General features: G+C 73.2%; 24 protein-coding genes. 16 read left to right on the forward strand and 8 right to left on the reverse strand.

Annotated features, from left to right (window positions below; genetic code table 11):
• Positions 1 to 61 precede the first annotated feature (61 nt).
• Entirely contained in the window at positions 62 to 355 is a 294-nt protein-coding gene (locus ACIGO6_RS16905) for a hypothetical protein (RefSeq protein WP_399876408.1), read from the reverse strand.
• Positions 352 to 603: a hypothetical protein gene (locus tag ACIGO6_RS16910; protein WP_399876411.1), complete on the reverse strand. Its 252-nt coding sequence runs from the start codon at positions 601 to 603 to the stop codon at positions 352 to 354. Before ACIGO6_RS16910 ends, ACIGO6_RS16905 begins: the two co-directional genes overlap by 4 nt.
• Before the next feature lie 142 nt (positions 604 to 745).
• Between ACIGO6_RS16910 and ACIGO6_RS16915 the strand changes: the two genes are divergently transcribed.
• Both ACIGO6_RS16915 and ACIGO6_RS16920 read left to right on the forward strand, forming a co-directional pair.
• Positions 746 to 1003 carry a GntR family transcriptional regulator gene (locus tag ACIGO6_RS16915; protein ID WP_399876414.1) on the forward strand — a complete coding sequence of 86 codons (258 nt, stop codon included), beginning with the start codon at positions 746 to 748 and terminating at the stop codon, positions 1001 to 1003.
• A gap of 26 nt (positions 1004 to 1029) precedes the next feature.
• Positions 1030 to 2598 (forward strand): FG-GAP repeat protein, encoded by a 1569-nt coding sequence (locus ACIGO6_RS16920; RefSeq protein ID WP_399876417.1) that lies wholly within the window; start codon positions 1030 to 1032, stop codon positions 2596 to 2598.
• A gap of 3 nt (positions 2599 to 2601) precedes the next feature.
• On the opposite strand, the gene ACIGO6_RS16925 is transcribed toward ACIGO6_RS16920, so the two are convergent.
• Positions 2602 to 3168: a dihydrofolate reductase family protein gene (locus tag ACIGO6_RS16925; protein WP_399876419.1), complete on the reverse strand. Its 567-nt coding sequence runs from the start codon at positions 3166 to 3168 to the stop codon at positions 2602 to 2604.
• Between the two features lie 123 nt (positions 3169 to 3291).
• Positions 3292 to 3744, reverse strand: coding sequence for an NUDIX hydrolase (locus tag ACIGO6_RS16930; protein ID WP_399876422.1), 453 nt, complete (start codon positions 3742 to 3744; stop codon positions 3292 to 3294).
• Positions 3745 to 3940: 196 nt separating this feature from the next.
• Between ACIGO6_RS16930 and ACIGO6_RS16935 the strand changes: the two genes are divergently transcribed.
• The 9 genes from ACIGO6_RS16935 (at position 3941) to ACIGO6_RS16975 (ending at position 15173) form a co-directional block, all read left to right on the forward strand.
• The gene (locus ACIGO6_RS16935) at positions 3941 to 4945 is read left to right on the forward strand and encodes an EamA family transporter (protein ID WP_399876425.1); all 1005 of its coding nucleotides are present in this window, start codon (positions 3941 to 3943) and stop codon (positions 4943 to 4945) included.
• Between the two features lie 133 nt (positions 4946 to 5078).
• Positions 5079 to 5873 (forward strand): TIGR03084 family metal-binding protein, encoded by a 795-nt coding sequence (locus ACIGO6_RS16940; protein WP_399876428.1) that lies wholly within the window; start codon positions 5079 to 5081, stop codon positions 5871 to 5873.
• The gene (locus ACIGO6_RS16945) at positions 5870 to 7540 is read left to right on the forward strand and encodes an acyclic terpene utilization AtuA family protein (RefSeq protein ID WP_399876431.1); all 1671 of its coding nucleotides are present in this window, start codon (positions 5870 to 5872) and stop codon (positions 7538 to 7540) included. Before ACIGO6_RS16940 ends, ACIGO6_RS16945 begins: the two co-directional genes overlap by 4 nt.
• Positions 7537 to 9135 carry an acyl-CoA carboxylase subunit beta gene (locus ACIGO6_RS16950; protein WP_399876434.1) on the forward strand — a complete coding sequence of 533 codons (1599 nt, stop codon included), beginning with the start codon at positions 7537 to 7539 and terminating at the stop codon, positions 9133 to 9135. Before ACIGO6_RS16945 ends, ACIGO6_RS16950 begins: the two co-directional genes overlap by 4 nt.
• A 31-nt stretch (positions 9136 to 9166) precedes the next feature.
• Positions 9167 to 11023, forward strand: coding sequence for a biotin carboxylase N-terminal domain-containing protein (locus ACIGO6_RS16955; RefSeq protein WP_399877009.1), 1857 nt, complete (start codon positions 9167 to 9169; stop codon positions 11021 to 11023).
• A gap of 58 nt (positions 11024 to 11081) precedes the next feature.
• Positions 11082 to 12224 carry an acyl-CoA dehydrogenase family protein gene (locus tag ACIGO6_RS16960; protein ID WP_399876437.1) on the forward strand — a complete coding sequence of 381 codons (1143 nt, stop codon included), beginning with the start codon at positions 11082 to 11084 and terminating at the stop codon, positions 12222 to 12224.
• 29 nt (positions 12225 to 12253) lie between these two features.
• Entirely contained in the window at positions 12254 to 13828 is a 1575-nt protein-coding gene (locus tag ACIGO6_RS16965; protein WP_399876440.1) for a 4-coumarate--CoA ligase family protein, read from the forward strand.
• Positions 13825 to 14559 carry an enoyl-CoA hydratase family protein gene (locus ACIGO6_RS16970; RefSeq protein ID WP_399876443.1) on the forward strand — a complete coding sequence of 245 codons (735 nt, stop codon included), beginning with the start codon at positions 13825 to 13827 and terminating at the stop codon, positions 14557 to 14559. The genes ACIGO6_RS16965 and ACIGO6_RS16970 overlap by 4 nt, the downstream gene beginning before the upstream one ends.
• The gene (locus ACIGO6_RS16975; protein ID WP_399876446.1) at positions 14547 to 15173 is read left to right on the forward strand and encodes a TetR/AcrR family transcriptional regulator; all 627 of its coding nucleotides are present in this window, start codon (positions 14547 to 14549) and stop codon (positions 15171 to 15173) included. Before ACIGO6_RS16970 ends, ACIGO6_RS16975 begins: the two co-directional genes overlap by 13 nt.
• Before the next feature lie 12 nt (positions 15174 to 15185).
• On the opposite strand, the gene pdxH is transcribed toward ACIGO6_RS16975, so the two are convergent.
• A complete protein-coding gene (gene pdxH, locus ACIGO6_RS16980; RefSeq protein ID WP_399876449.1) occupies positions 15186 to 15863 on the reverse strand; it encodes a pyridoxamine 5'-phosphate oxidase in 678 nt (225 codons plus the stop codon).
• Between the two features lie 241 nt (positions 15864 to 16104).
• Here pdxH and ACIGO6_RS16985 point away from each other — a divergent pair, with 241 nt between their 5' ends.
• The 3 genes from ACIGO6_RS16985 (at position 16105) to ACIGO6_RS16995 (ending at position 19590) form a co-directional block, all read left to right on the forward strand.
• Positions 16105 to 17205, forward strand: coding sequence for a citrate synthase 2 (locus tag ACIGO6_RS16985; protein ID WP_399876451.1), 1101 nt, complete (start codon positions 16105 to 16107; stop codon positions 17203 to 17205).
• A 350-nt stretch (positions 17206 to 17555) separates the two neighbouring features.
• Complete coding sequence (locus ACIGO6_RS16990; protein ID WP_399876454.1) at positions 17556 to 18035, forward strand: GNAT family N-acetyltransferase; 480 nt, start codon at positions 17556 to 17558, stop codon at positions 18033 to 18035.
• A 145-nt stretch (positions 18036 to 18180) separates the two neighbouring features.
• The gene (locus ACIGO6_RS16995) at positions 18181 to 19590 is read left to right on the forward strand and encodes a PAS domain-containing protein (protein WP_399876457.1); all 1410 of its coding nucleotides are present in this window, start codon (positions 18181 to 18183) and stop codon (positions 19588 to 19590) included.
• A gap of 249 nt (positions 19591 to 19839) precedes the next feature.
• Here ACIGO6_RS16995 and ACIGO6_RS17000 read toward each other — a convergent pair whose 3' ends face one another.
• Positions 19840 to 20595 (reverse strand): SIS domain-containing protein, encoded by a 756-nt coding sequence (locus ACIGO6_RS17000; protein WP_399876460.1) that lies wholly within the window; start codon positions 20593 to 20595, stop codon positions 19840 to 19842.
• A 269-nt stretch (positions 20596 to 20864) separates the two neighbouring features.
• On the opposite strand from ACIGO6_RS17000, the gene ACIGO6_RS17005 reads away from it, so the two are divergent.
• A complete protein-coding gene (locus ACIGO6_RS17005) occupies positions 20865 to 21557 on the forward strand; it encodes a metal-dependent transcriptional regulator (RefSeq protein ID WP_399876463.1) in 693 nt (230 codons plus the stop codon).
• Positions 21558 to 22122: 565 nt separating this feature from the next.
• On the forward strand, positions 22123 to 22992 hold the full coding sequence (locus tag ACIGO6_RS17010) for an alpha/beta fold hydrolase (protein ID WP_399876466.1): 870 nt from the start codon (positions 22123 to 22125) through the stop codon (positions 22990 to 22992).
• Between the two features lie 5 nt (positions 22993 to 22997).
• Here the strand turns inward: ACIGO6_RS17010 and ACIGO6_RS17015 are convergent, their stop codons facing one another.
• Together ACIGO6_RS17015 and ACIGO6_RS17020 are read right to left on the reverse strand one after the other, a co-directional pair.
• Positions 22998 to 24599 carry a transporter gene (locus ACIGO6_RS17015; RefSeq protein ID WP_399876469.1) on the reverse strand — a complete coding sequence of 534 codons (1602 nt, stop codon included), beginning with the start codon at positions 24597 to 24599 and terminating at the stop codon, positions 22998 to 23000.
• Complete coding sequence (locus ACIGO6_RS17020; RefSeq protein ID WP_399876472.1) at positions 24596 to 25369, reverse strand: ABC transporter ATP-binding protein; 774 nt, start codon at positions 25367 to 25369, stop codon at positions 24596 to 24598. Before ACIGO6_RS17020 ends, ACIGO6_RS17015 begins: the two co-directional genes overlap by 4 nt.
• Positions 25370 to 25419: the final 50 nt, after the last annotated feature.

Genomic DNA, 25419 nt, shown 5'->3' on the forward strand with positions numbered 1-25419 from the left:
GTGATGCCAGAGGACGGGGTGATACCGCGGGGTGAGGGGAGGGGCGGCTCGTGTCAGTGCCTCAGCCCGCGGAGTCGATGGCTTCCAGTCGTCGGCCGCGACTCTCGGCCACTCTCAGGGCGTTGGCCAGGCATTCCGCCAATCGTTCGGCGAGGTAGTGGAGTTCGCCGCGCGGGGTGCTGGGGAGGAGCTCGCGGGCATGGGCGAGCAGCTCTGCGCCCATGCCGAGCTGGGTGACCTCGGTGGTGTCGGCCAGTCGTGAGACGGGGCCACCGTCGTCGTCGGTGATCAGGTAGCAGGGCTTGCCCTCGGGGCCGGACCAGGGGAGCAGGCGGGGCTCGCGGGGTGTCGTCATGCCGCTGCCTCCAGCTCGTACGGGGTGTGGAGGAGGACGTACGGGCGTACGGCCGCGGTCTCTGCGCCGTCGAGGGGGGTGGGCAGGCCGTAGGAGCTGCGGTGGGCGGGGAGGGGGGCCATGCCGGTGGGGGTCGGGTGGGGCGGTGCGGGGCGGGCCGTCGGACGTGGGCCGGTGCGGCGGTGGGTGCCTTGAGGGTTGAGCAGGAGGCTCACCCAGGTGATGAGGCGGCCGATAAGGTCGGTCATGTCATCAGCTCCTTCGTGGATTTGGCTGGTGGCCACGCCCCCGGACGGCTCCATCCGTCGCGGGGGTACGACAGTGAGCATTCTAGGCATGCTAGGGGTGCTACGTATCGCCTATCGCGCTAAGTATGCTCATCCTGAACCGGTGATCGATTTTGTTCCCGACGTCCCCCGCTGGCGTCAGGTCGCCGAGGTGGTGCGTGGTCGTGTCGCAGACGGCACCTACCCGCCGCGTACGCGCGTCCCGTCCGTCGTGCAACTCACCGCCGAGTTCGGGATCGCCAACGCGACGGCCCACAAGGTCCTGCGGGCACTGCGCGAAGAGGGGCTCACCTACACGGAGCCCGGCCTCGGGTCCTTCGTCGCCGAGCGGCCGGAAGGCAGTGACGCCGCCCCGGCCTGACCGGAACCGTGCCGGGCAGCCGCTGCGTGATCGTTCGTATGGACGGTTCGGGTGATCAAGGGGTAGGGGCGCGGCAGCGGGGCGGTGAGCGGTGGTGGTTCGTCGGGGGCGGTGCGGCCCTTGTCGCGCTGGCCGTCGTCGCGGGTGTGGTGATCGCGGGGGACTCGGCGGCCGACCTCGCCGCGCCGCATGCCTGCCGGACCTCGCTGCACGGCACCGCGCCCGCTTCGGACCGGCCCGTTCCGGCCGGTACCGCCACCACCGCCGCCGACTTCGACGGGGACGGCCACCCCGACCTGGCCTTCGGCTCGCTGGGGAGCGTGGAGGGTGGGAGCGGTGGCGGGAGTATCGAGGTCGCGTACGGGGCGGGGGACGGGACGCGGCTCTCCCGCTGTCAGTACCTCACGCAGGACGACCCCGGGATACCGGGGAAGAACCGCGACGAGGCGTTCTTCGGGACCGACGTCGTGGCCCGTGACTTCGACGAGGACGGGTACACCGACCTCGCCACCTCCGTCTTCGACTGGAAACCGGGCGTCGTCGTGATGTGGGGTTCCCCCGACGGGCTGTCGCGTGCCACCCGGGTGCCGGGGACGGACACCAGTCACGTCTCCTGGGACAACGACCCGATCCTGGACGAGCAGCTCGCCGCCGGTGACTTCGACGGGGACGGGCACGCCGATCTGGTCTTCGGGCTGGGCTCAGGGGAGGGCCTGCTCAAGGGGCCGTTCGAAAGGGACGGCACCCCGGCGGAGACGGCCGCGGTCCCGGCCCCGCGCCGGCCCTCGGGGGACGTCGACAACGCGAACTACCTCGACCTCGTCGCCGGGGACCTGAATGGCGACGGCGCCGACGAGCTGGTGACCTTCCACTACGACTGGTCCCGGGACGCCTCATGGTCCGAGACCCGCTGGCCGGTCGGCTACTTCCGCGGCGGCTCCGACGGCCTCACCCAGCCGGACGGCGTCGACCTCCCCGACGCGGCGACGGCGGCCGTCGGTGACGTGGACGGCGACGGATACGGGGACCTGGTGCTCAGTCCCCGGGGCGGCGACGCGAGCCGGAGTTCGGTGACGGTGGTCTACGGGTCGGAGTCCGGGCCGGGCAAGCGCAGGACGACGATCGACCGCGACACGCCGGGCGTGCCCGGTGAGGAGCCCCAGGACGAGGACGCCGTTCTCGTCTCCCTGGATACGGGGGACGTGAACGGCGACGGATACGCGGACGTGGTGGCCGGGGCCTCGAGGTGGGACCCGTACGCCGAACCGGGCCCGGAGCAGGTGCTGTTCCTGGCGGGCGGCCCGGACGGACTGACCGGCGAGGGCGCCCGGGTGTTCGAGGGCGGTGACCTCCCCGGCTCGGCCGAGCGGGCCGGTTTCGGTGCGGAGGTGGCCCTCACCGACCTGGACGGCGACCACCGTGCCGACCTGGTGGTGGCCGAGCCGGGCGGCGACACGAGCGACAGCTCCGCGTGGCTGCTGCCCGGCACGGGCGGCGGGCCGTCCGCCGCGGGTGTCACCCGGCTGTACGGGGACACCTTCGACGACAGCGAGAGGCTGGACCTGCTGATGGGGGGCGGTGGGATCGCTCACTAGCCTCTAGGCCCGTGCCACGCGGTGGCGGAGGTAGACGACTCCCGAGTCGAAGGTGCGGGTCTCGACGAGTTCGAGATCCACCCGGCGCTCGCTCCGGGGGAAGAACGGAATGCCGCCGCCGACCAGCACCGGGTGGACCACGGCGCGGTACTCGTCGATCAGGCCCGCCTCGGCCGCCTGGGCGGCGAGCGTCGCGCCGCCGATCGCGATGTCGCCCTCCCCGGGCTCGGCCCGCAACCGCTCGATCTCCTCCGCCACCCCGCCGGAGGCCAGGCGGGCGCTGCCCTGCACCGACGACAGCGTGGTCGAGAACACCACCTTCGGGAGCGGATTCCAGAGCGCGGCCCATTCGAGCTCGGAGTCGTCGAGCGACGCGTCCTGCTCGGCCGTCTCCCAGTACAGCATCGTCTCGTACAGCCGTCGTCCGAGCAGGTGGACGTCGACGTCCCGGATCTCGTCGATCCAGAAGCGGAAGACGTCCGCGTCGGGCTCCGTCCAGTTGAAGTCGCCGTCCGGCCCGACGATGTAGCCGTCGAGCGAGACACCCATCGAATAGGTCACGCTGCGCATCAGAAGCCCTCCTCGCTGTGACGGCTTCGAGGGTAGCGGCGGGACGGCGGCCGGGCTCATTCTCCGAGGCGATACTTCAGGTGCGTCGCCGAAGACGCCCACGAACACGCCCACGAAGGTGCTTCAGGGCGCCGTTTCGCCGCGCACCAGCGGGCGGCACACCGGCTGGACGTCCTCGGGCAGGTCGTCCGGGTGACACCAGCGGGCCTCCAGGATCTCGAACGGGTCGAGGCGCAGTTCGCCGCCGAGCAGTCGCGCCTCGTAGGCTACCTCCAGGCGGGTGCGGAAGCCGCTGTTGAGCATGACCAGGCGGCCGACCTCCACGTCGAGGTCCGTCTCCTCCTTGACCTCGCGGACCACGGTCTGCCGGAAGTCCTCGCCCTTGTGCGCGAAACCGCTCGGCAGGCCCCACTGACGGCCCGGCGGCCACATCCGGTGCTTCAGCAGCAGGACCCGGCCCTCGTCGTCGCGCACGACGCCGGTCACGCCGACCACGAACTTGGCGTTCACGAGCCACATGACGCGGCTCTGCAGCGGGCGCAGGAGGCGCCAGAGGCGGGTCAGGAGTCGTCTCACAAGGCGGACGCTACCTGGTCGGCGAGCGGTGTCGTCCGGCGCGTCCTGCCCGCCTGGCGGACGTCCGTTGACAGCCCCGTTCCCCGCCCCTGACAGTTGCATAAAAGCGCTACACGCCTGACCGAGTCCATTACCCTGGACTCTGCCGTACAGCATGATGAACAAAGTCCACCCGCCGTCCCGTCCCGGAGCCCTCGTGAGCACCCCCAGCGCCACCCCCGGCACCTCGTCCCCGGCCGCCGCCCCCGTGGCCGCCCCCGAGACAGCGCCCGCCTCCGGCCGCGCGCCCGCGCAGGGTGGCGCGCCGGGCGGCCGGTGGGGTGCCCTCGGTCCCGTCGGTCTGGTCCTCGCCGGAGGGCTCTCCGTGCAGTTCGGCGCCGCGCTGGCCGTCAGCCTCATGCCCCGCGCCGGTGCGCTCGGAGTGGTGACCCTGCGGCTGGTCGTGGCCGCCGTCGTCCTGCTCCTGGTGTGCCGGCCCCGGCTGCGCGGCCACTCCCGGGCCGACTGGGGCACGGTCGTCGTCTTCGGCATCGCCATGGCCGGTATGAACGGCCTCTTCTACCAGGCCGTCGACCGCATCCCCCTCGGCCCCGCCGTCACCCTGGAGGTGCTCGGCCCGCTCGCCCTCTCCGTCTTCGCCTCCCGCCGCGCGGTCAATCTCGTCTGGGCCGCGCTCGCCCTGGCCGGCGTGTTCCTCCTCGGCGGCGGCGGCTTCGACAGCCTCGACCCGGTCGGCGCCGCCTTCGCGCTGGCGGCGGGCGGGATGTGGGCGGCGTACATCGTCTTCAGCGCGCGTACGGGGCGCCGCTTCCCGCAGGCCGACGGGCTGGCCCTCGCGATGGCGGTCGGGGCGGTGCTCTTCCTGCCGCTGGGCATCGCCGAGTCGGGCACCGCGCTCATCGACCCGGTGACGCTCGCGCTGGGCGCCGGGGTCGCCCTGCTCTCCTCCGTCCTGCCCTACACCCTCGAGCTTCTCGCCCTGCGCCGCCTGCCCGCGCCCACCTTCGCCATCCTCATGAGCCTGGAACCCGCCATCGCCGCGGCGGCCGGGTTCCTCATCCTCGACCAGGCCCTGTCCGCCACCCAGTCCGCCGCCATCGCGCTCGTCATCGCGGCGAGCATGGGCGCGGTGCGGACCCAGGTGGGGCGGGGGAGCCGGGCGAAGCGACCGCTCCCGGGGCCGGGGGACGACGGCCACTAGCCGGGGCCGGGGCCGGGGGTGCCCGGTCACCCGGGCACTCAATTCATGCAAGCATGCTTGATTGTTTCTACGCCCGCTGCCATGCTCCTCCCCACGCCGCGCCGCACGCCGCCGTGCCCGAGGGGAGCGCCCCGTGTCCGACCCGACGCCCGTGATCGACGACCTGCGCGAGGAGAGCGAGGAGCTCGACGCGCTGGTCGCCCGGCTGAGCCCCGAGGAGTGGCGGCTCACCACCCCCGCGCCCGGCTGGACGATCGCCCACCAGATCGCGCACCTGGCCTGGACCGACCGGGCCGCACGCGTCGCCGTCACCGACGAGGACGGATTCAGGCGACTGGTGGAGCAGGCCCTCGCCGCCCCCGACCGGTACGTCGACGACGGCGCCGAGGAAGGCGCCCGCCAGGACCCCGACGCGCTGCTGGCCGCCTGGCGGGAGGGCCGCGCCGCCCTCGACGAGGCGCTGCGGGAGTCGGCTCCCGGCGCCCGCTTCCCCTGGTACGGCCCGCCCATGGCCGCCGCCTCCATGGCCACCGCCCGCCTGATGGAGACCTGGGCCCACGGCCTCGACATCGCCGACACCCTCGGCGCCACCCGGCCGCCCACCGACCGTCTGCGGCACATCGCCCGCATCGGCGTCCGCGCCCGGGACTTCGCCTACGCGGCCCACGGCCTCACCCCGCCGGCCGCCCCGTTCCGCGTCGAGCTCACCGGCCCCGCGGGGGACCTGTGGACCTACGGCCCCGAGGACGCCGCCCAGCGCGTCACCGGCCCCGCGCTCGACTTCTGCCTCCTCGCCACCCAGCGCGCCCACCGCACCGACCTCGCCCTCACCGCCGAGGGCCCGGACGCCGACCGCTGGCTGGACCTCGCCCAGGCCTTCGCCGGACCGCCGGGAGCCGGACGCCCGCCGAAGGGAACCGCCCGGTGAGCGTGCTCCGCATCGGCAACGCCTCCGGCTTCTACGGCGACCGCTTCGCCGCCCTGCGCGAGATGCTCACCGGCGGGCCGCTGGACGTCCTCACCGGCGACTACCTCGCCGAGCTGACCATGCTCATCCTGGGCAGGGACCGGCTGAAGGACCCGAACGCCGGATACGCCCGCACCTTCCTGCGCCAGCTGGAGGAGTGCCTCGGCCTCGCCCACGAGCGGGGTGTGCGGATCGTCGCCAACGCCGGCGGACTCAACCCCGCCGGTCTCGCGGACGCCGTACGCGCCCTCGCCGACCGGCTCGGCATCCCCGTACGGGTCGCCCACGTCGAGGGCGACGACCTCACCGCCGCCCACCCGGGAGCCCTGACCGCCCACGCCTACCTCGGCGGTTTCGGCATCGCCGCGTGCCTGCGCGCGGGCGCCGACGTCGTCGTGACCGGGCGGGTCACCGACGCCGCCCTGGTCACCGGGCCCGCCGCCGCGCACTTCGGCTGGGCGCCGACGGAGTACGACCGGCTCGCGGGCGCGGTCGTCGCCGGGCACGTGCTGGAGTGCGGGGCGCAGGCGACCGGCGGGAACTACGCGTTCTTCCGGGACGGCGACGTACGGCACCCCGGCTTTCCCCTCGCCGAACTGCACGCCGACGGCACCTGCGTCATCACCAAGCACGACGGCACCGGCGGCTTCGTCGACGTCGGCACGGTCACCGCCCAGCTGCTGTACGAGACCGGCGGCGCCCGGTACGCCGGACCCGACGTCACCGCCCGGCTGGACACCGTACGGCTCACCCAGGACGGGCCCGACCGGGTGCGGGTCGAGGGGGTGCGCGGCGAGGCGCCCCCGCCCACCCTCAAGGTCGGGCGGAGCCGCCTCGGAGGCTTCCGCAACGAGGTCGCCTTCGTCCTCACCGGCCTCGACATCGAGGCCAAGGCCGCGCTGGTGCGGGCCCAGATGGAGCCGGTGCTCGGCAAGGCCGCCGACGTCCGCTGGGACCTGGTCCGCACCGACCGGCCCGACGCCCCGACCGAGGAGACGGCCAGCGCCCTGCTGCGGCTCGTCGTCCGGGACGCCGACCAGCAGGTCGTGGGGCGGGCGCTCAGCGGGGCCGCCGTCGAGCTGGCGCTGGCCGGTTACCCCGGCTTCCATGTGCTCGCGCCACCCGGAAAGGGCGCGCCCTATGGGGTCTTCGAGGCCACCCACGTCCCCCAGGACACCGTCGACCACGTGGCCGTGCTCCACGACGGACGCCGGGTGCCGGTGGCGCCGGCCCAGGACACCGCCGTACTGACGGACGTACCGGAACCCTCCCTGCCGCAGCCGCTCCCGCCGGGGCCGCGCAGAAGCGCCCCCCTCGGTCTCGTCGCCGGCGCCCGCAGCGGCGACAAGGGCGGGGACGCCAACGTCGGTGTGTGGGCGCGGACCGACGAGGCCTGGCGCTGGCTCGCGCACGAGCTGACCGCCGACCGGTTCCGGGAACTGATCCCCGAGGCCCGCGACCTCCCCGTCACCCGGCACCCGCTCCCCAACCTGCGCGCCCTCAACTTCGTCGTCGAGGGCCTCCTCGGCGAGGGCGTCGCCGCCCAGCACCGCTTCGACCCGCAGGCCAAGGCACTCGGCGAATGGCTGCGCGCCCGGCACATGGACATCCCGGAGGTTCTGCTGTGACCGTCCTCGCCTCCGCCCTCGACCCCGCCGCCCCCGACCACCGAGCCAACCGCGAGGCCATGCTCGCCAAGCTCGCCGACCTGGACGCCGAACACGCCAAGGCGCTCGCGGGCGGGGGTGAGAAGTACGTCGCCCGGCACCGGAAGCGCGGCAAGCTGCTCGCCCGCGAGCGCATCGAGCTGCTCCTCGACCCCGACACGCCCTTCCTGGAGCTGTCGCCGCTGGCCGCCTGGGGGAGCGAGTATGCCGTCGGCGGATCCCTCGTCACCGGCATCGGGGTCGTCGAGGGCGTCGAGTGCCTGATCACCGCCAACGACCCGACCGTGCGCGGTGGCGCCAGCAACCCCTGGTCGCTGAAGAAGGCCCTGCGCGCCAACGACATCGCGCTCGCCAACCGGCTGCCCTGCATCAGCCTGGTCGAGTCCGGCGGCGCCGACCTGCCGTCCCAGAAGGAGATCTTCATCCCCGGCGGCGCGATCTTCCGGGACCTCACCCGGCTGTCGGCGGCCGGCATCCCGACCGTCGCCGTCGTCTTCGGCAACTCCACGGCCGGGGGCGCGTACATCCCCGGCATGTCCGACCACGTGATCATGGTCAAGGAGCGGGCGAAGGTGTTCCTCGGCGGGCCGCCCCTGGTCAAGATGGCCACCGGTGAGGAGAGCGACGACGAGTCGCTGGGTGGCGCCGAGATGCACGCCCGCACCTCCGGTCTCGCCGACTACTTCGCCGTCGACGAGCCGGACGCCCTGCGCCAGGCCCGCCGCGTCGTCGCCCGACTGGGCCACCGCAAGGCGTACCCGGACCCGCCCCTCGCGGAGCCACCCAAGTACGACGCGGAGGACCTGCTCGGCATCGTCCCGGGCGATCTCAAGGCCCCCTTCGACCCGCGCGAGGTGATCGCCCGGATCGTCGACGCCTCCGACTTCGACGAGTTCAAGCCGCTGTACGGGACGAGCCTGACCACCGGCTGGGCGTCCCTGCACGGCTACCCGGTCGGCATCCTGGCCAACGCCCAAGGGGTCCTCTTCAGCGAGGAGTCACAGAAGGCCGCCCAGTTCGTCCAGCTCGCCAACCAGCGCGACATCCCGCTCCTCTTCCTGCACAACACCACCGGCTACATGGTCGGCAAGGAGTACGAGCAGGGCGGCATCATCAAGCACGGCGCGATGATGATCAACGCGGTCTCCAACTCCCGCGTCCCCCACCTGTCCGTCCTCCTGGGCGCCTCCTACGGCGCCGGTCACTACGGCATGTGCGGCAGGGCGTACGACCCCCGCTTCCTCTTCGCCTGGCCCAGCGCCAAGTCCGCCGTCATGGGCCCGCAGCAGCTCGCCGGCGTGCTGTCCATCGTCGCCCGCCAGTCGGCCGCCGCCAAGGGACAGCCGTACGACGAGGAGGGCGACGCGGCGCTGCGCGCCATGGTGGAGCAGCAGATCGAGGCCGAGTCGCTGCCCATGTTCCTGTCCGGGCGGCTCTACGACGACGGCGTCATCGACCCGCGCGACACCCGCACCGTCCTCGGCCTGTGCCTGTCCGCGATCCACACCGCGCCCTACGAGGGTGCGCGCGGTGGCTTCGGCATCTTCCGGATGTGAGGGGAACCCCGTGATCAACGAGGGAGACATCGTGATCAGCACCGTCCTCGTCGCCAACCGGGGCGAGATCGCCTGCCGGATCTTCCGCACCTGCCGTGAGTCGGGAATCCGAACGGTCGCGGTGCACTCGGACGCCGACGAGAACGCCCTCCACGCGCGCGTGGCCGACGCGGCCGTACGACTGCCGGGGACGGCCTCCGCCGACACCTATCTGCGCGGCGACCTGATCGTGAAGGCCGCGATCGCCGCCGGAGCGGACGCCGTGCACCCCGGTTACGGCTTCCTCTCCGAGAACGCCGACTTCGCGCGCGCGGTGCGGGACGCGGGGTTGGTGTGGATCGGGCCGCCGCCGGAGGCGATCGAGGCGATGGCGTCCAAGACGCGCGCCAAGGAGCTGATGGGCATCGCGCCCCTGGACCGGGTCACCGAGGCCGACCTGCCGGTCCTGGTGAAGGCGGCGGCCGGTGGCGGCGGGCGCGGCATGCGCGTCGTACGGCGTCTCGTCGACCTCGAAGCCGAACTGACCGCCGCCCGCGCGGAGGCGGCGAGCGCCTTCGGTGACGGCGAGGTGTTCGTCGAGCCGTACGTCGAGAACGGCCGCCACGTGGAGGTGCAGATCCTCGCCGACACCCACGGCACGGTGTGGGCGCTCGGCACCCGGGACTGCTCCCTCCAGCGCCGCCACCAGAAGGTGATCGAGGAGGCCCCGGCACCCGGCCTGAGTCCCCGGCTCGACGCCGAGCTGCGCGACACGGCCGTCCGCGCCGCCCGCGCCGTCTCCTACGTGGGCGCCGGAACCGTCGAGTTCCTGGTCGGTGCCGACGGCAGGGCGTACTTCCTGGAGATGAACACCCGGCTCCAGGTCGAACACCCGGTGACGGAGGCGATCTTCGGCGTTGACCTCGTCGCCCTCCAGCTGCGGATCGCCGAGGGCCACGCTCTCGACAACGACCTCCCCCGCGCGCGTGGCCACGCCGTCGAGGCCCGCCTGTACGCCGAGGACCCCGCGCAGGGCTGGGCCCCGCAGACCGGCCGCCTGCACCGCCTCGCCGTCCCGGACGGCATTCGCCTGGACACCGGCTACACCGACGGCGACGACATCGGCGTCCACTACGACCCGATGCTCGCCAAAGTGGTCGCCCACGCACCCACCCGTGCGGAGGCCGTCCGCCGCCTCGCCGGCGCCCTGGAACGGGCGGCGATCCACGGCCCGGTCACCAACCGGGACCTCCTCGTCCGCTCCCTGCGCCACGAGGAGTTCACGTCCGCCCGCATGGACACGGGCTTCTACGACCGCCACCTGACCGACCTGACGGTGCCGGCGCCGGACCCTCTCGCTCCGCTGGCCGCCGCCCTCGCCGACGCGAGCGCGCCCGCCCGCTCCCGCTTCGGCGGCTGGCGCAACCTGCCCTCGCAGCCCCAGCTCAAGCGGTACGCCATGGCGGGCGAGGAACACGAGGTCCGCTACCACCACACCCGCACGGGCCTCGCCGCCGACGGCGTACGCGTCGTCCACGCCGACGCCACGCGGGTCGTCCTCGAAGCGGACGGCGTACAGCGCCGCTACGAGGTCGCCCGCTACGGCGACCGCGTCCACGTCAACGCCACCACCCTCACCGTTCTGCCCCGCTTCCCCGATCCCACCGCCCAGCACGCCCCCGGCTCCCTCCTGGCCCCCATGCCGGGCACGGTCGTCCGCGTCGCGGAGGGCCTGACGGAGGGGGCGAGGGTCGAAGCCGGCCAGCCCCTCCTGTGGCTGGAGGCCATGAAGATGGAACACAGGATCACCGCCCCGGCCACGGGCACGCTGACGGCCCTCAACGCCGAGCCCGGCAGGCAAGTGGAGGTCGGCGCCCTCTTGGCCGTAGTAGAGGGAGATGCCGAGTAGGGGCGCGGGGAACTGCGCGACAAGCCACGACGAATCCCGCACCCGAAGGAGCACAGAGATGACCACCCTCCTCGAATCCGAAGAGCACAAGTCCCTCCGCGAAGCGGTAACGGCCTTCGCCAAAACCCACCCCCACACCCTCAACGCCGAAGACAACACCCGCCTCTGGCAAGACGCAGCCAAGCTCGGCTACATCGGCGTCAACCTGCCGGAGGCGTACGGCGGTGGCGGCGGCGGCATCACCGAACTCTCCCTCGTCCTCGAAGAGATGGGCGCTTCGGGCAACCCCCTGCTCATGATGATCGTCTCCCCGGCGATCTGCGGCACCGTCATCGCCCGCTTCGGCACCGACGAACAGAAGCGCGAGTGGCTCCCGCCGCTCGCCGACGGCACCCGCCTCATGGCCTTCGGCATCACCGAACCCGACGCCGGCTCCAACAGCCACCGCATCACCACGACGGCACGCAAAGACGGCACCGACTGGCTCCTCACCGGCCGCAAGGTCTTCGTCAGCGGCGTCGACATCGCCGACGCCACCCTCGTCGTCGGCCGAACGGAAGACGCCCGCACCGGCAGGCTCAAGCCCTGTCTGTTCATCGTCCCCCGCGACACCCCCGGCTTCGAGCGCCGGCAGATCGACATGGAACTCAACGCCGCGGAGAAGCAGTTCGAGCTGACCCTCGACGACGTGCGGCTGCCCGCCGAAGCGCTCGTCGGCGACGAGGACGCGGGCCTCCTCCAGCTCTTCGCCGGCCTCAACCCCGAGCGCATCATGACGGCGGCGTTCGCGATCGGCATGGGTCGCTACGCGCTCTCCCGGGCCCTGGAGTACGCCCGCGAGCGCACCGTCTGGAAGACCCCCATCGGCGCCCACCAGGCCATCGCCCACCCGCTCGCCCAGGCGCACATCGACCTCGAACTCGCCCGCCTGATGATGCAGAAGGCGGCCCACCTCTACGACGCCGGTGACGACACGGGCGCCGGCGAGGCCGCCAACATGGCCAAGTACGCCGCCGGGGAGGCTTGTGTGAAGGCCGTCGACCAGGCCGTCCACACCCTCGGCGGCAACGGCCTCACGCGCGAGTTCGGGCTCGCCTCGCTGATAACGGCGGCGCGCGTGGCCCGTATCGCACCGGTGAGCCGGGAGATGATCCTCAACTACGTCTCCCACCAGACCCTGGGTCTGCCCAAGTCGTACTAGCCCGTGCCCCAACCCGTTTGGGAGGAACCGTGTTCCGCAGCGCGTACGCAGATGTCCCGCCCGTCGACCTGCCCATCCACGACGCGGTGCTCGGCCGGGCCGCGGGCTTCGGCAGCACCCCGGCGCTGATCGACGGCACCGACGGCACCACCCTCACCTACGAGCAGGTGGACCGGTTCCACCGGCGCGTCGCCGCCGCCCTCGCCGAGGCCGGTGTCCGCAAGGGCGACGTCCTCGCCCTGCACAGCCCCAACACGGTCGCCTTCCCGCTCGCCTTCTACGCCGCCACGCGCGCGGGTGCCTCGGTCACCACCGTGCACCCGCTCGCCACGGCGGAGGAGCTGGCCAAGCAGCTCGCCGACTCCCGGGCCCGCTGGATCGTCACCGTCTCGCCCCTGCTGGAAACCGCCCGCCGGGCCGCCGAACTCGCCGGCGGTGTACGGGAGATCTTCGTCTGCGACAGCGCGCCCGGCCACCGCTCGCTCATCGACATGCTGGCCTCGACCGCGCCCGAACCGTCCGTCGCCGTCGACCCGGCCGAGGACGTCGCCGCGCTGCCGTACTCCTCGGGCACCACCGGCACCCCCAAGGGGGTGATGCTCACCCACCGGCAGATCGCCACCAACCTCGCCCAGCTCGAACCGCTGATGCCGGCCGCGCCGGGCGACCGCGTCCTCGCCGTGCTGCCGTTCTTCCACATCTACGGCCTCACCGCCCTCATGAACGCGCCGCTGCGGCTCGGCGCCACCGTCGTCGTCCTGCCCCGCTTCGACCTGGAGCAGTTTCTCGCCGCCATCCAGAACCACCGCATCACCGGCCTGTACGTCGCCCCGCCGATCGTCCTCGCCCTCGCCAAGCACCCCCTGGTCGCCGACTACGACCTCTCCTCTTTGAAGTACGTCGTCAGCGCCGCCGCCCCCCTGGACGCGAAGCTCGCCGCCGCCTGCTCGCAGCGGCTCGGCCTGCCGCCCGTCGGCCAGGCCTACGGCATGACGGAACTGTCCCCGGGCACCCACGTGGTCCCCCTGGACGCCATGGCCGAGGCGCCGCCCGGAACCGTCGGCAAGCTGATCGCCGGCACCGAGATGCGCATCGTCTCCCTCACCGACCCCGGCAAGGACCTCGGGACCGGGGAGTCCGGCGAGATCCTCATCCGCGGCCCCCAGGTCATGAAGGGCTACCTGGGCCGCTCCGACGCGACCGCCGCCATGATCGACGAGGACGGCTGGCTGCACACCGGCGACGTCGGACACGTCGACGCCGAGGGCTGGCTGTTCGTCGTCGATCGGGTCAAGGAGCTCATCAAGTACAAGGGCTTCCAGGTGGCCCCCGCCGAACTGGAGGCCCTGCTGCTCACCCACCCCGGCGTCGCCGACGCGGCCGTCGTCGGGGTGTACAACGACGACGGCACCGAAGTGCCGCACGCGTACGTGGTGCGCGGGCCGGCCGCCGCGGACGACCTCTCGGCGGGCGAGATCATGATGTACGTCGCCGAACGCGTCGCGCCCTACAAACGCGTCCGCGGGGTCACCTTCATCGACGGCGTGCCCAGGGCGGCCAGCGGCAAGATCCTGCGCCGGGAACTGCGGGAGCGCCACTCATGAGCCCGGTCGCCCGCACGCGCGCGCGGGGCGTCGAGATCCTCACCCTCGACTCCCCGCACAACCGCAACGCCCTCTCCGCCGCCCTCGTCACCGACCTGGCCGCCGCCCTCACCGACGCCGGCCAGGACACCGACGTCCGCGCCGTCGTTCTCACCCACACCGGCAACACCTTCAGCGCCGGCGCCGACCTGCGCGACCCGCCCGACCCGGGCGCCCTGGTCGGCCTGCTCCGTCAGATCGTCGAGCTGCCCAAGCCGGTCGTGGCCCGCGTCTGCGGACACGTCCGCGCGGGCGGCCTCGGCCTGCTGGCCGCCTGCGACATCGCGGCGGCGTCGACGGAGGCCACCTTCGCCTTCACGGAGGTGCGCATCGGCGTGGCCCCCGCCGTCATCTCCCTCCCGCTCCTGACGCGCACCGACCCCCGCGCCCTCGCCCGCTACTACCTCACCGGCGAGCGCCTCGACGCCGCCGAGGCCGCCCGGATCGGCCTGGTCACGGCGGCGGGCGACGACGTGGACGCCGTACTGGAACCCGTCCTGGACGGTGTGCGCCGCGCCTCACCGCAGGGCCTGGCCGAGACGAAACGGCTGCTCACGGCTAGGGTGCTGGAGGCCTTCGACCGGGACGCGGCCGACCTGACCGCGCTCTCGGCCCGGCTGTTCGCCTCCCCGCAGGCCCGCGAGGGGATGACGGCCTTCCTCGAACGACGGGATCCGGAATGGGTGGTGTGAGCGGCGCCGTGCACACGGCCGACCGTGCGGAGCGCAGGCCCAAGCAGGACCGCAGCCGGGCCACCCGGCAACGGCTCCTCGAGGCCGCCGTGGCCTGCCTCGCCGAACGCGGCTGGGCGGGCTCCACGGTCTCCGTCGTCGCCGAACACGCCGGGGTCTCCCGGGGCGCCGCCCAGCACCACTTCCCGACCCGCGAGGACCTGTTCACGGCGGCCGTGGAGTACGTCGCGGAGGAGCGGTCCGTCGCCCTGCGGGCCCTGTTCCCCGAGGGCGCGGCCGCCGACGACCGCCGGGCCGTGGTCGCCGCCCTGGTCGACCTCTACACCGGGCCCCTGTTCCGCGCCGCCCTCCACCTGTGGGTCGCCGCCTCCAACGAGGAGCAGCTGCGCGGCCGGGTGACCGAGCTGGAGGCCCGCGTCGGCCGCGACAGCCACCGCATCGCGGTCGAACTCCTCGGCGCCGACGAGTCCCGGCCCGGCGTCCGCGAGACCGTCCAGGGCCTGCTGGACATGGCCCGCGGCCTGGGCCTCGCCAACCTCCTCACCGACGACGCGGCACGCCGGGAACGGGTGGTCGAGCAGTGGGCCCGGCTGCTGGACGAGGCGCTGGACTGAAGCCCGGTCCGCTCAGGGGCTGAGCCGCTCCACCCGCCAGCTTCCGTCCGCCTCCGCCACGTACCGCAGCCGGTCGTGCAGCCGGTTCTCGCGTCCCTGCCAGAACTCCACCGTCCGCGGCGCCACCCGGAACCCGCCCCAGTGCGGCGGCACCGGCACCTGCTCGCCCTCCGGATAGCGCGCGGCCAGCTCGGCGTACGCGGAGTCCAGGGCGCCCCGGTCGGCCACCACCGCCGACTGGACGCTGGCCCAGGCGCCCAGCTGGGAGCCGTGCGGCCGGGTCCGGAAGTACGCGGCGGTCTCGTCCCGCCCGGTCCGCCGCGCGACGCCCGTGACGACGACCTGCCGGGCCATTCCGTGCCAGGGGAACAGCAGGGAGACGTACGGGTTCTCGCCCAGCTCGCGCGCCTTGCGGGAGTCGTAGTTGGTGTAGAAGACGAAGCCCTGCTCGTCGAAGTGCTTCAGCAGCACCGTGCGGGAGCTGGGCCGGCCCTCGGCGTCGGCCGTGGAGACGACCATGGCGTTCGGCTCGAACAGCCCGCCATCGGTCGCGGCCTGCTTGAACCAGCGCGCGAACTGCTCGACGGGGGTGGCGGCGAGCGCTGACTCGGAAAGCCCCTCGGCCCGGTACTGCTTGCGCATCGAGGCGAGAGCATGGGGGATGGCATCGCGGTCGGTCACATCGGCCATCCTGCCGTATGCGTCGTGTCCTTCGTCACGGAGTGGCACTGAGTGCCGCGCCCCCTCCCCAAAGGTGGCACTCGGAGATATCGTGCTGGTCCCGTCCCGGTTGGATGACCGCCGACCGAACGGGGCATCACAGGGATGACCGCACACAAGGACCGCGAGTCGGAGCAGGACCGCGGATCCGGGGGACCCGGTGCACGCGACGGGCCGGTCGCCACACATCACGATCACGAGGAGCCGCCTGATGTCCGACTTCGTACCCGGGCTCGAAGGAGTCGTCGCGTTCGAGACGGAGATCGCCGAACCCGACAAGGAAGGCGGCGCCCTCCGCTACCGCGGCGTCGACATCGAGGACCTGGTCGGGCACGTCTCCTTCGGCAACGTCTGGGGCCTGCTCGTCGACGGTGCCTTCAACCCGGGCCTGCCGCCCGCGGAGCCCTTCCCGATCCCGGTGCACTCCGGCGACATCAGGGTCGACGTCCAGTCGGCGCTCGCCATGCTGGCACCGGTCTGGGGCCTCAAACCCCTCCTGGACATCGATGCCGAGCAGGCCCGTGCCGACCTGGCCCGCGCCGCCGTCATGGCCCTGTCCTACGTCGCCCAGTCGGCCCGCGGCCAGGGGCTGCCCATGGTCCCGCAGCGCGAGATCGACAAGGCGCAGTCGGTGGTCGAACGCTTCATGATCCGCTGGCGCGGCGAGCCCGACCCCAAGCACGTCGCCGCGGTCGACGCCTACTGGACCTCCGCCGCCGAGCACGGCATGAACGCGTCCACGTTCACCGCCCGCGTCATCGCCTCCACCGGCGCCGACGTGGCCGCCGCCCTCTCCGGCGCCGTGGGCGCCATGTCCGGCCCGCTGCACGGCGGTGCCCCCTCCCGCGTCCTGCACATGATCGAGGAGATCGAACGCACCGGCGACGCCGAGGCCTACGTCAAGAAGACCCTGGACGCCGGCGAACGCCTCATGGGCTTCGGCCACCGCGTCTACCGCGCCGAGGACCCCCGCGCGCGCGTGCTGCGCCGCACCGCCCGCGACCTGGGCGCGCCGCGCTTCGAGGTCGCGGAGGCCCTGGAGAAGGCCGCCCTGGCCGAACTCCACGCCCGCCGCCCCGACCGCGTCCTGGCCACCAACGTCGAGTTCTGGGCGGCCATCATGCTGGACTTCGCCGAGGTCCCGGCGCACATGTTCACCTCGATGTTCACCTGCGCCCGCACCGCCGGCTGGTCCGCCCACATCCTCGAACAGAAGCGCACCGGCCGCCTGGTCCGCCCCTCCGCCCGCTACGTGGGCCCGGGGACCCGCAACCCGCGCGAGATCGAGGGCTACGAGGACATCGCGAACTGACGGGCGGGGGCCGAGGAGCCCCCGTACACGCAGACGACCCGCGAGTCTGGTTCCTCCAGTGGAGGAGCCGGCCGGACGTACCGGCGACTCGCGGGTCGGGTGACTGCTTGGGATTGGGCCGGCCGCGCGCGTCTGTCACACGCTGGTCCGGCACCGCACTGAGTGTGGTGGCGAGCCGCTAGCCCGCAGTCACCTCACGCGTCCGGTAGTCATACATCTGCCGAACCACCTCCCTTCCGTGTACTCCACACCCTAGGAACCGGTCGCCCACCGGGCAATCGGTTTTTTCGCCCCGGATCCGCCGACGATCTCCATGGACGCGTCCGCGCTGGTCACCTACGGTTCCGCCCATGACGAACCGACTGGGCCGACTGCCGGACCCGACGCTGCGGATCGCGACCGTGGACGGCGACGCCATGGTGGAGGAGTGGCGCCACGTGCACAACGCCGTCGTGCCGCCCGCCGCGATGTCCCTGGACGAGGCGCGGGAACGCTGCGCGCGCTACCGGCTGGAGAACGCCTACCTCGGGGACGTGCTCGTCGGCTGCTCGACCGTGCGCCCGCCCGAGGGCGAGGAACGGGTGGCGACCGTGATCGCCCGGGTACTGCCCCCGTTCCGCCGGCGCGGGATCGGTACGGCGCTCTACGCGTCGGGGCTCGCGCACGCGCGCGTACTGGGCGCCGGGGCCGTGGAGACCGTGGTGCTGGCGGCCAACGCCGACGGGCTGCGGTTCGCCGAGGCGCGGGGGTTCGCGGAGCGGGAGCGGTACGTGCTGGACGGCGAGAGTGACGAATGGGTCGATCTGCGGCTCGTCCCGCACCCGGCATGACGGGGGCGTATGCCGAGTTTCCGCAGTACAACGATTTCTGCAATCTTGCGGGAACCCGGTGTGTGGTGCATCACGTTCGAGTTGAATGAAGGCCAGTGAACGAACCGGCGTACGGTACGGCGGACGCAGCCTGCAGGGGGTCCAGGTGAGTGCTTCCCGGCGTAGTGGGACCACCGACGAGCTGGGGCCGGACGAGCCGGAGCAGCCCGAGCGGGACGGCGCGGACCTGTTGGCCGCGCTCCTCGACGGCATGGACGCCGCCCTGTGCGCCTTCGACGCGGACGGGGTCGTCACCCACTGGAACCGTGAGGCGGAGCGGATCCTCGGCTGGAGCGCGGCCGAGGCCGTGGGGCGGCAGGGCTTCGCCGGCTGGGCGGTGCGCACGGCGGACGCCGGGGAGGTCGAGGAGCGGCTGCTGTCCGCGATGCGGGCGCCGGGGCGGCAGGTGCACGAGTTCGCGCTGCTGACCAAGGACGGCGGGCGCGTGCTGGTGCGTACGCAGTCCGCGGCCGTGCGCGGCCCCGACGGCAGACCCGCGGGGGTGTACTGCGCGTTCAGCGAGGTGCACGCGCAGATCGACCTGGAGCGGTCCATCGCGCTGAGCGAGGCCCTGCTGGAGGACGCGAGCTGGGGTGTCGTGCTCGTGGACGCCGACCTGCGCCCCGCCGTGGTCAACGCCCACGCGGCGCGTGCGCTGGGCGCCGGGCGTACGTCCGTACTGGGCCGGCCGCTGGGCGAGCTGCTCACCCAGGGCGTCGAGGAGCTGGAGAACGCGCTGACGCACGTCCTCGCGGAGGGCGCGCCGCCCGCGCCCGCCGAGGTCTGGGTGCGGGTGCGCACCTCCGAGGGCGAGCGGCGCCGGTGCTGGCGCAGCGGGTTCGTGCGGCTGGCGTCGCCGCTCGCCGAGGAGCCGGTGCCCCTGGGCGTCGGCTGGCTCTTCCAGGACATCACCGAGGCCAAACAGGGCGAGCAGGAGGCGGCGCTGCTGCGGTTCCGGGCCAATCAGCTGCACCGGGCGGCGCGGGCGGCGGCCGAGTGCGAGGATCCGGCGGAGGCGGCCGTCGTCCACCTGGACTTCGCGCTCGCCGGGTTCGCCGACCACGCCCTGATCGACCGGGTGGTGGGCGGGTCGGCGGCGGACACCGACACGGCCGAGCCGGTCCGGCTGGTCCGGGTCGCGGCCACACCGTCCGGCGCGCCGGGCCCGAGCGTGTTGACCGGGACGGCGGGGGTGCCGGTGCGGTACGCCGAGGGGCATCCGGCGGTGCAGTGCGTGGAGCGGACGGGCTCGGTGCGGACCGGCGCGGGGGTCAGGGCCACGCCCGAGCAGGCGCGCGAGTGGGCCGCGGCGCGGCAGTGGCCGGCGGACACCGTGCACGGCCTGTGCGCGGTGCTGCGCAGCCGGGGCCGGACCCTGGGAGTCGTGACGTTCCTGCGCGGCGCGGGCCGCAGCGCCTTCGAACGCCCCGACGCGATGTACGCCGAGGACGTGGCGACCCACATCGCAACGGCCCTGGACCTGGCCGACACGATGGAGCAGCCGGAGAAGAGGTAGCAGGGCACCGGGCCGGCCGCCCGCACCCGACCGCCGGCGCGGACGGGCCGCGGGCGTGTGGCCGGTGGTGCCGGCGGGCGCGGGTGTGTGGCCGATGGTGTTCGGGCGCGGGGTGTCGGTTGCGGCGCCGGGGCGGGCGGGGACGCGGCCGGTGGTGTTCGGGCGGGTGGCTGCGTGCCCGGGTGGGCGTGGGTCCGGTCGTGTCCGGGCGGGCCGTGGTGGGGCCCCGGGGGCAGGTCCGCGGGGGGATCAGTGGCGGTAGAAGATCCGGTCCCGGTACTGGTCCAGCACGCGGCCGTTCCATTCGTGGCCGCCGTCCACGTTGCCCGAGCGCAGCAGCGGGGGCTCGATGCCGCGGTCGGCGAGGGAGGTGGCCGCCGTGGCCATCACGGCCTGGAGGAGGGCGCTGGTGACGACCGTGGACGCGGGCGCGAAGGGCGCCGGGACGGTGTCGAGCGTGAGCTCCGCGTCCCCGACGGCGATCTTGGAGTCCAGGACGAGGTCGCAGTGGTCCTTGAGGAAGGTGCCGGAGGCGTGCCGCGACGTCGTCCCGGAGGTGTACGCCACCGAGGTCACGCCGATCACCTTCACGCCCAGCGCGCGTGCGTTCACGGCCATTTCCACGGGCAGGGCGTTGCGCCCGGACAGGGAGACGATCACCAGGGCGTCACCCGCGCGCAGCGGCGAGGAGTCGAGGACGGCGCTCGCGAGACCGTCGACGCGTTCCAGGGCGGAGCCGAGCGTGGCCGGCATGACGTCGACGCCGACGACACCGGGCACGGCGAGCAGGTTCATCAGGGCGAGTCCGCCGGCGCGGTACACGACGTCCTGCGCGGCGAGGGAGGAGTGGCCGGCGCCGAAGGCGAAGAGCCGGCCGCCGTTCTGCACGGTGTCGGCGAGCAGCGTACCGGCCGCCTCGATGGTGTCCGCCTCCTCGTCGCGCACGCGTCGCAGGAGGTCGATCGCCGCGTCGAGGAACTGGCCGGCCGGCTTGCGGTCGCTCATGCGGTGTCCCTTCGGTGTGGCTGCGTCGCGATCACCGTGCGGTCTGGACCAGTGCGGTGTCAATACGCCGGGCCGGGCCGGGCCGCGGCGGCGGCACCGGTGGCCGGAACACGCCGGTACGGACGGCCGGACGGCCCTCGGGGAGCCCCGGGTGGCCCCGGCTTTCCGCGGCGAGGCACGGTTGTCAGTGGTATGCGTCAGAATTGGATGCAGGGCCAGCGCACGCGCCGGTGGGCCGCAGCCTCCGGCAATCTCATCGAGGGGCACGTATGTCCGGACTGATCGACACCACGGAGATGTATCTCCGCACCATCCTCGAGCTGGAGGAGGAAGGTGTGGTCCCGATGCGCGCCCGGATCGCCGAGCGGCTCGACCAGAGCGGCCCGACGGTCAGCCAGACGGTGGCGCGCATGGAGCGCGACGGTCTGGTGTCCGTGGCGGCCGACCGGCACCTGGAGCTGACCGACGAGGGCCGTCGGCTGGCCACGCGGGTGATGCGCAAGCACCGCCTGGCGGAGTGCCTGCTCGTCGACGTGATCGGCCTGGAGTGGGAGCAGGTGCACGCCGAGGCGTGTCGCTGGGAGCACGTGATGAGCGAGGCCGTGGAGCGCCGCGTGCTGGAGCTGCTGCGCCACCCGACGGAGTCGCCGTACGGCAACCCGATCCCGGGCCTGGAGGAGCTGGGCGAGACCGACGGCGCGGACCCGTTCCTGGACGAGGGGATGGTGTCGCTCGCCGACCTGGACCCGGGCATGGAGGGCAAGACGGTCGTCGTGCGCCGTATCGGCGAGCCGATCCAGACGGACGCGCAGCTGATGTACACGCTGCGCCGGGCGGGTGTGCAGCCCGGCTCGGTGGTGAGCGTGACGGAGTCGGCGGGCGGCGTCCTGGTGGGCAGCGGCGGCGAGGCGGCCGAGCTCGAGTCGGAGATCGCCTCCCACGTGTTCGTCGCCAAGCGCTGAGTCGTCAACTTCCCGCCCGGTGCGGGGAGTTCGCGCCACCGGCGCCCATCGCGCGGTTCCCGTCGTTTCCGGGATTCAGTGCGCCGAATCGCAGCGTCCGGCCGCCGCGCGTGCGAGGCTGTGGCGTGCGGCCGCGATGTGCGGTCCGCGATGTGCGACCCATGGTGTGCGGGCTCTTGGCCGCGGGCCGACAGTGATGTCACCCGGCCGGAGAGGGGGAGGGACGTGCCGGAGAGAAGGAGAGGGCCCCGGCGCGCGATGGCGCCGGGGCCTGTCCTCCCCTGTGCTGACCCGGAGCCCCGAGCTCTCAGGGTCAATCCCCTCGGACCGTTTTCCCCGAGCGGTCCGCCTCCCGTTGAAGATCTCCCCCCGGCGGCGGCGATCAATCCCTGAGGGGGGTCACTCGAACGAGGGGTGTTGCTCACCGAAACGGCGTCTTCGAATAGGTATTCGATACGCTGCGAGTGTCGACCGGCAAGCAGGACGGCACGGCAGGCAGGACACGGTTCACAGGACCGGCGGCCCGAGGGGCGCCGTCCGAGCGGAGCTTGGGGGTGCCAGACCTATGGCGCGGCGCATCGACGTGACCGGCGCGGGCGGCGTACGCCTCGCCGCCTGGGAGTTCGGCGACCCTCCCAAGACCGACCGGGCGCACGAGGCCGACGGACGGCCGGGCGTGCTGTTACTGCACGGCCTGATGGGCCGCGCCTCGCACTGGGCCCCCACGGCCCGCTGGCTCTCCGCCCGCCACCGGGCCGTCGCCCTCGACCAGCGCGGCCACGGCCGCAGCGACAAGCCCCCGCGGGCCTCCTACACCCGGGAGGCCTACGTGGAGGACGCCGAGGCCGCCCTGGAGCAGCTCGCCCTGGGCCCGGCCGTCCTCATCGGCCACGCCATGGGTGCGCTGACCGCCTGGCAGCTCGCCGCCAAACGCCCCGACCTGGTCCGCGGTCTGATCATCTGCGACATGCGGGCCTCCGCGCTGGGCGCCGCCTCGCAGCACACCTGGGCCGAGTGGTTCCGGGCCTGGCCGGTCCCCTTCGCCACGCTCGCCGACGTGCGCAAGTGGTTCGGCGAGGACGACCCGTGGGTGGAACGGCCGAATCCGGCCCGCGGCGAGTTCTACGTCGAGGTGATGGCCGAGTCCCCGGACGGCTGGCGGCCCGTCTTCGAACCGGAGCAGATGCTCAGGTCCCGCGAGACCTGGGTCTACGACGCCCACTGGGAGGAGCTGGCCCAGGTGCGCTGCCCCACCCTGGTCGTCCGCGGCCTCGACGGCGAGCTGGGCCGCGCTGAGGCGCAGGAGATGGTCCGGGTGCTGCCCCACGGTCAGTACGCGGAGGTCGCCGACGCCGGCCACCTCGTCCACTACGACCAGCCGGAGGCCTGGCGGGCGGCCATCGAACCCTTCCTGGACGGCCTCCGGGAGAGCTGACCCCGTCACCCCTTGCTGACCGCCGTGAGAATCTCCGGCAGCCGACCCGCCGTACGCGGCGCCGCCAGCCGCAGCCCGAGCAGCGTCAGACCCGCGCCGTACACCGCGCCGACCGGCAGCAGCCAGCCCCCGCCGCCGCCCTCGCGCACGTTGAGCCAGATCGTCAGCGCGATCACCGGCGCGCACAGCAGGGCCGCGCCGACCATGCCGCCGACGATCGAGATCCAGGCCAGCCCGACCTGACCGGGCGCGACGTTCTTGTAGCCCTCCTGCGGGATGGAGTACGGGAAACGGGCCGACGTCCATGCGCCGGTCGCCAGCATCGCGCCGAGCAGCGCGAAGGACAGGCCCAGCGCCTCCGGCAGCGTCCGCCAGTCGTCGAGCATCGCCGTGGTCAGGACGGTGACGAGGGTGGCGTACGGCAGCGTGATCAGCAGCAGGGCCAGCGCGCGGGCCCGCAGCTCGACGTAGGCGTCCCGCGTCGACGAGATCGTCATCGCGACCATCCAGAAGGCGGACGTGTCCTGCCCGAACTGGTTGTACATCTGGATGCCGAGCATCCCGGCGGCGAAGCACGCGAAGTAGACGGAACCGGTGCCCTGCCAGGCGTTGAACACCGGCACGATCAGACCGATGGCCAGCGACGTCACCCAGGCCGCCTTGGTCTTGGGGTCGCGCCACACATAGCGCAGGGTGCGCTCCATGGTGGTGCCGGTGCGTCCGGCGGGGAGCAGCCGGGCGAGCCCCGCCGAGTCCCGCTCGCGCACCGGCCGGGTGTCGCCCTGGAGGGTGGAGCCGTCGGGCGTGGTCATCAGCCGGGTCAGATGGCGCGACCAGACCCGCAGCAGCAGCACCAGGGCCGCCGCGGTGAGCGCCAGCTGGGCGACGGCGACGCCGTACGACCCGTCGCTCGCCGCGTCCATCGCGCCGACCGCGGAGGCGGGCGGCACCCAGCGCAGCACGTCGGCCACCGGATCGAGCTGCTCCAGGCCCGACGAACCCAGCCGTTGCGCCCCGAAGTTGACGAGCTGCGCCCCGACCGCGACGACCAGTCCGCTCAGCACCGCCAGGTCACGCCCCTTGCGGCTGGTCAGCAGCCGTACGTTGGCGGCGGCGACGGCCCGGGCGAGGGTCACGCACACCAGCAGCGCGAGCACGGCACCGACGACCCCGACGGCGTACGCCGCCCCGCCGTGCGCGACCGCGACCACGGAACCGGCGAACATGCACAGCGTGAACAGTGGCCCGATCCCCACCAGCGACGCCGTGAGCAGGGCCCGGACCAGCGGGCGGGGCCGCAGCGGCAGCATCACCAGCCGGGTCGGGTCGAGCGTCTCGTCCCCGCTCGGGAAGAACTGCGGCATCACCGCCCAGCCCAGTCCCAGCACCGCCGCCAGCAGCACGATCAGCGAGTCCACGTGCGCGTGTCCGCGCAGGGCGATCAGGCCGAGCAGCTGGAGCGCGGTGAAGAGCAGGACGACGACGACCGACGCGATGTAGGCGGCCCGCCGCCCGCCGGACTGCCGCAGCCCGTTGCGCAGCAGCGACAGCTTCAGCCGTACGAAGACGGACGTGACGGACGCGACGGGCGCGGCTTCCGCTCTCATCGGGCCCCGCCACCCAGCCAGTCCAGGTCGGACCCGGCGTCCCGGGCCCCGGCACCGACGAGTTCGAGGAACGCCTGCTGCAACGAGTCCGCCTCACCGCGCACCTCGGCGAGGGTCCCGGTGGCGCGGATGCGGCCGGCGGCCATGACGGCCACCCAGTCGCACAGCGACTCCACCAGCTCCATGACGTGGGAGGAGAAGACGACGGTGGCGCCGGAGGCGGTGTAGCGCTCCAGCACCCCGCGGATCGTCTGGGCCGACACCGGGTCGACGCCCTCGAACGGCTCGTCCAGGAACAGCACTTCGGGATTGTGCAGCAGTGCTGCCGCGAGCCCGATCTTCTTCCGCATGCCGGTCGAGTAGTCGACGACCAGCTTGTGCTGGGCCCCGGCCAGGTCGAGCATGTCCAGCAACTGGGTGGCCCGCTTGTCGACCTCGGCGCCGGGCAGCCCGCGCAACCGCCCGGTGTAGCCGAGCAGTTCGCGCCCCGACAGCCGCTCGAACAGCCGCAGCCCCTCGGGCAGCACGCCGATCCTGGCCTTCACCTCCACCGGATCGCGCCACACGTCGTGCCCGACGACCTGGACCGACCCCTGATCCGGCCGCAGCAGCCCGGTCACCATGGAGAGGGTGGTCGTCTTCCCGGCCCCGTTCGGCCCGACAAGCCCGATGAACTTGCCCGCAGGCAACTCCAGATCAACCCCACCCACGGCAACCTGCTGCCCGAACCGCTTCCAGAGCCCTTGCACACGTACGGCGCTCGTACCCACCTGCGTCTCCCTCCGTCACCTTCGAACCCTACGGAGGGAGAAGCGTCCCG

Source organism: Streptomyces sp. NPDC053750 (assembly GCF_044544295.1).
In the GTDB taxonomy this organism is placed as follows: domain Bacteria; phylum Actinomycetota; class Actinomycetes; order Streptomycetales; family Streptomycetaceae; genus Streptomyces.

Excerpts from the sequence above, each read along its gene's own strand:
- ACIGO6_RS16905 (WP_399876408.1), bottom strand. The coding sequence starts at position 355 with ATGACGACACCCCGCGAGCCCCGCCTGCTCCCCTGGTCCGGCCCCGAG.
- ACIGO6_RS16910 (WP_399876411.1), bottom strand. The coding sequence starts at position 603 with ATGACCGACCTTATCGGCCGCCTCATCACCTGGGTGAGCCTCCTGCTC.
- ACIGO6_RS16925 (WP_399876419.1), bottom strand. The coding sequence starts at position 3,168 with ATGCGCAGCGTGACCTATTCGATGGGTGTCTCGCTCGACGGCTACATC.
- ACIGO6_RS16960 (WP_399876437.1), top strand. The coding sequence starts at position 11,082 with ATGACCACCCTCCTCGAATCCGAAGAGCACAAGTCCCTCCGCGAAGCG.
- ACIGO6_RS16970 (WP_399876443.1), top strand. The coding sequence starts at position 13,825 with ATGAGCCCGGTCGCCCGCACGCGCGCGCGGGGCGTCGAGATCCTCACC.
- ACIGO6_RS16975 (WP_399876446.1), top strand. The coding sequence starts at position 14,547 with ATGGGTGGTGTGAGCGGCGCCGTGCACACGGCCGACCGTGCGGAGCGC.
- pdxH (WP_399876449.1), bottom strand. The coding sequence starts at position 15,863 with ATGGCCGATGTGACCGACCGCGATGCCATCCCCCATGCTCTCGCCTCG.
- ACIGO6_RS16985 (WP_399876451.1), top strand. The coding sequence starts at position 16,105 with ATGTCCGACTTCGTACCCGGGCTCGAAGGAGTCGTCGCGTTCGAGACG.
- ACIGO6_RS16990 (WP_399876454.1), top strand. The coding sequence starts at position 17,556 with ATGACGAACCGACTGGGCCGACTGCCGGACCCGACGCTGCGGATCGCG.
- ACIGO6_RS17000 (WP_399876460.1), bottom strand. The coding sequence starts at position 20,595 with ATGAGCGACCGCAAGCCGGCCGGCCAGTTCCTCGACGCGGCGATCGAC.
- ACIGO6_RS17005 (WP_399876463.1), top strand. The coding sequence starts at position 20,865 with ATGTCCGGACTGATCGACACCACGGAGATGTATCTCCGCACCATCCTC.
- ACIGO6_RS17010 (WP_399876466.1), top strand. The coding sequence starts at position 22,123 with ATGGCGCGGCGCATCGACGTGACCGGCGCGGGCGGCGTACGCCTCGCC.
- ACIGO6_RS17015 (WP_399876469.1), bottom strand. The coding sequence starts at position 24,599 with ATGAGAGCGGAAGCCGCGCCCGTCGCGTCCGTCACGTCCGTCTTCGTA.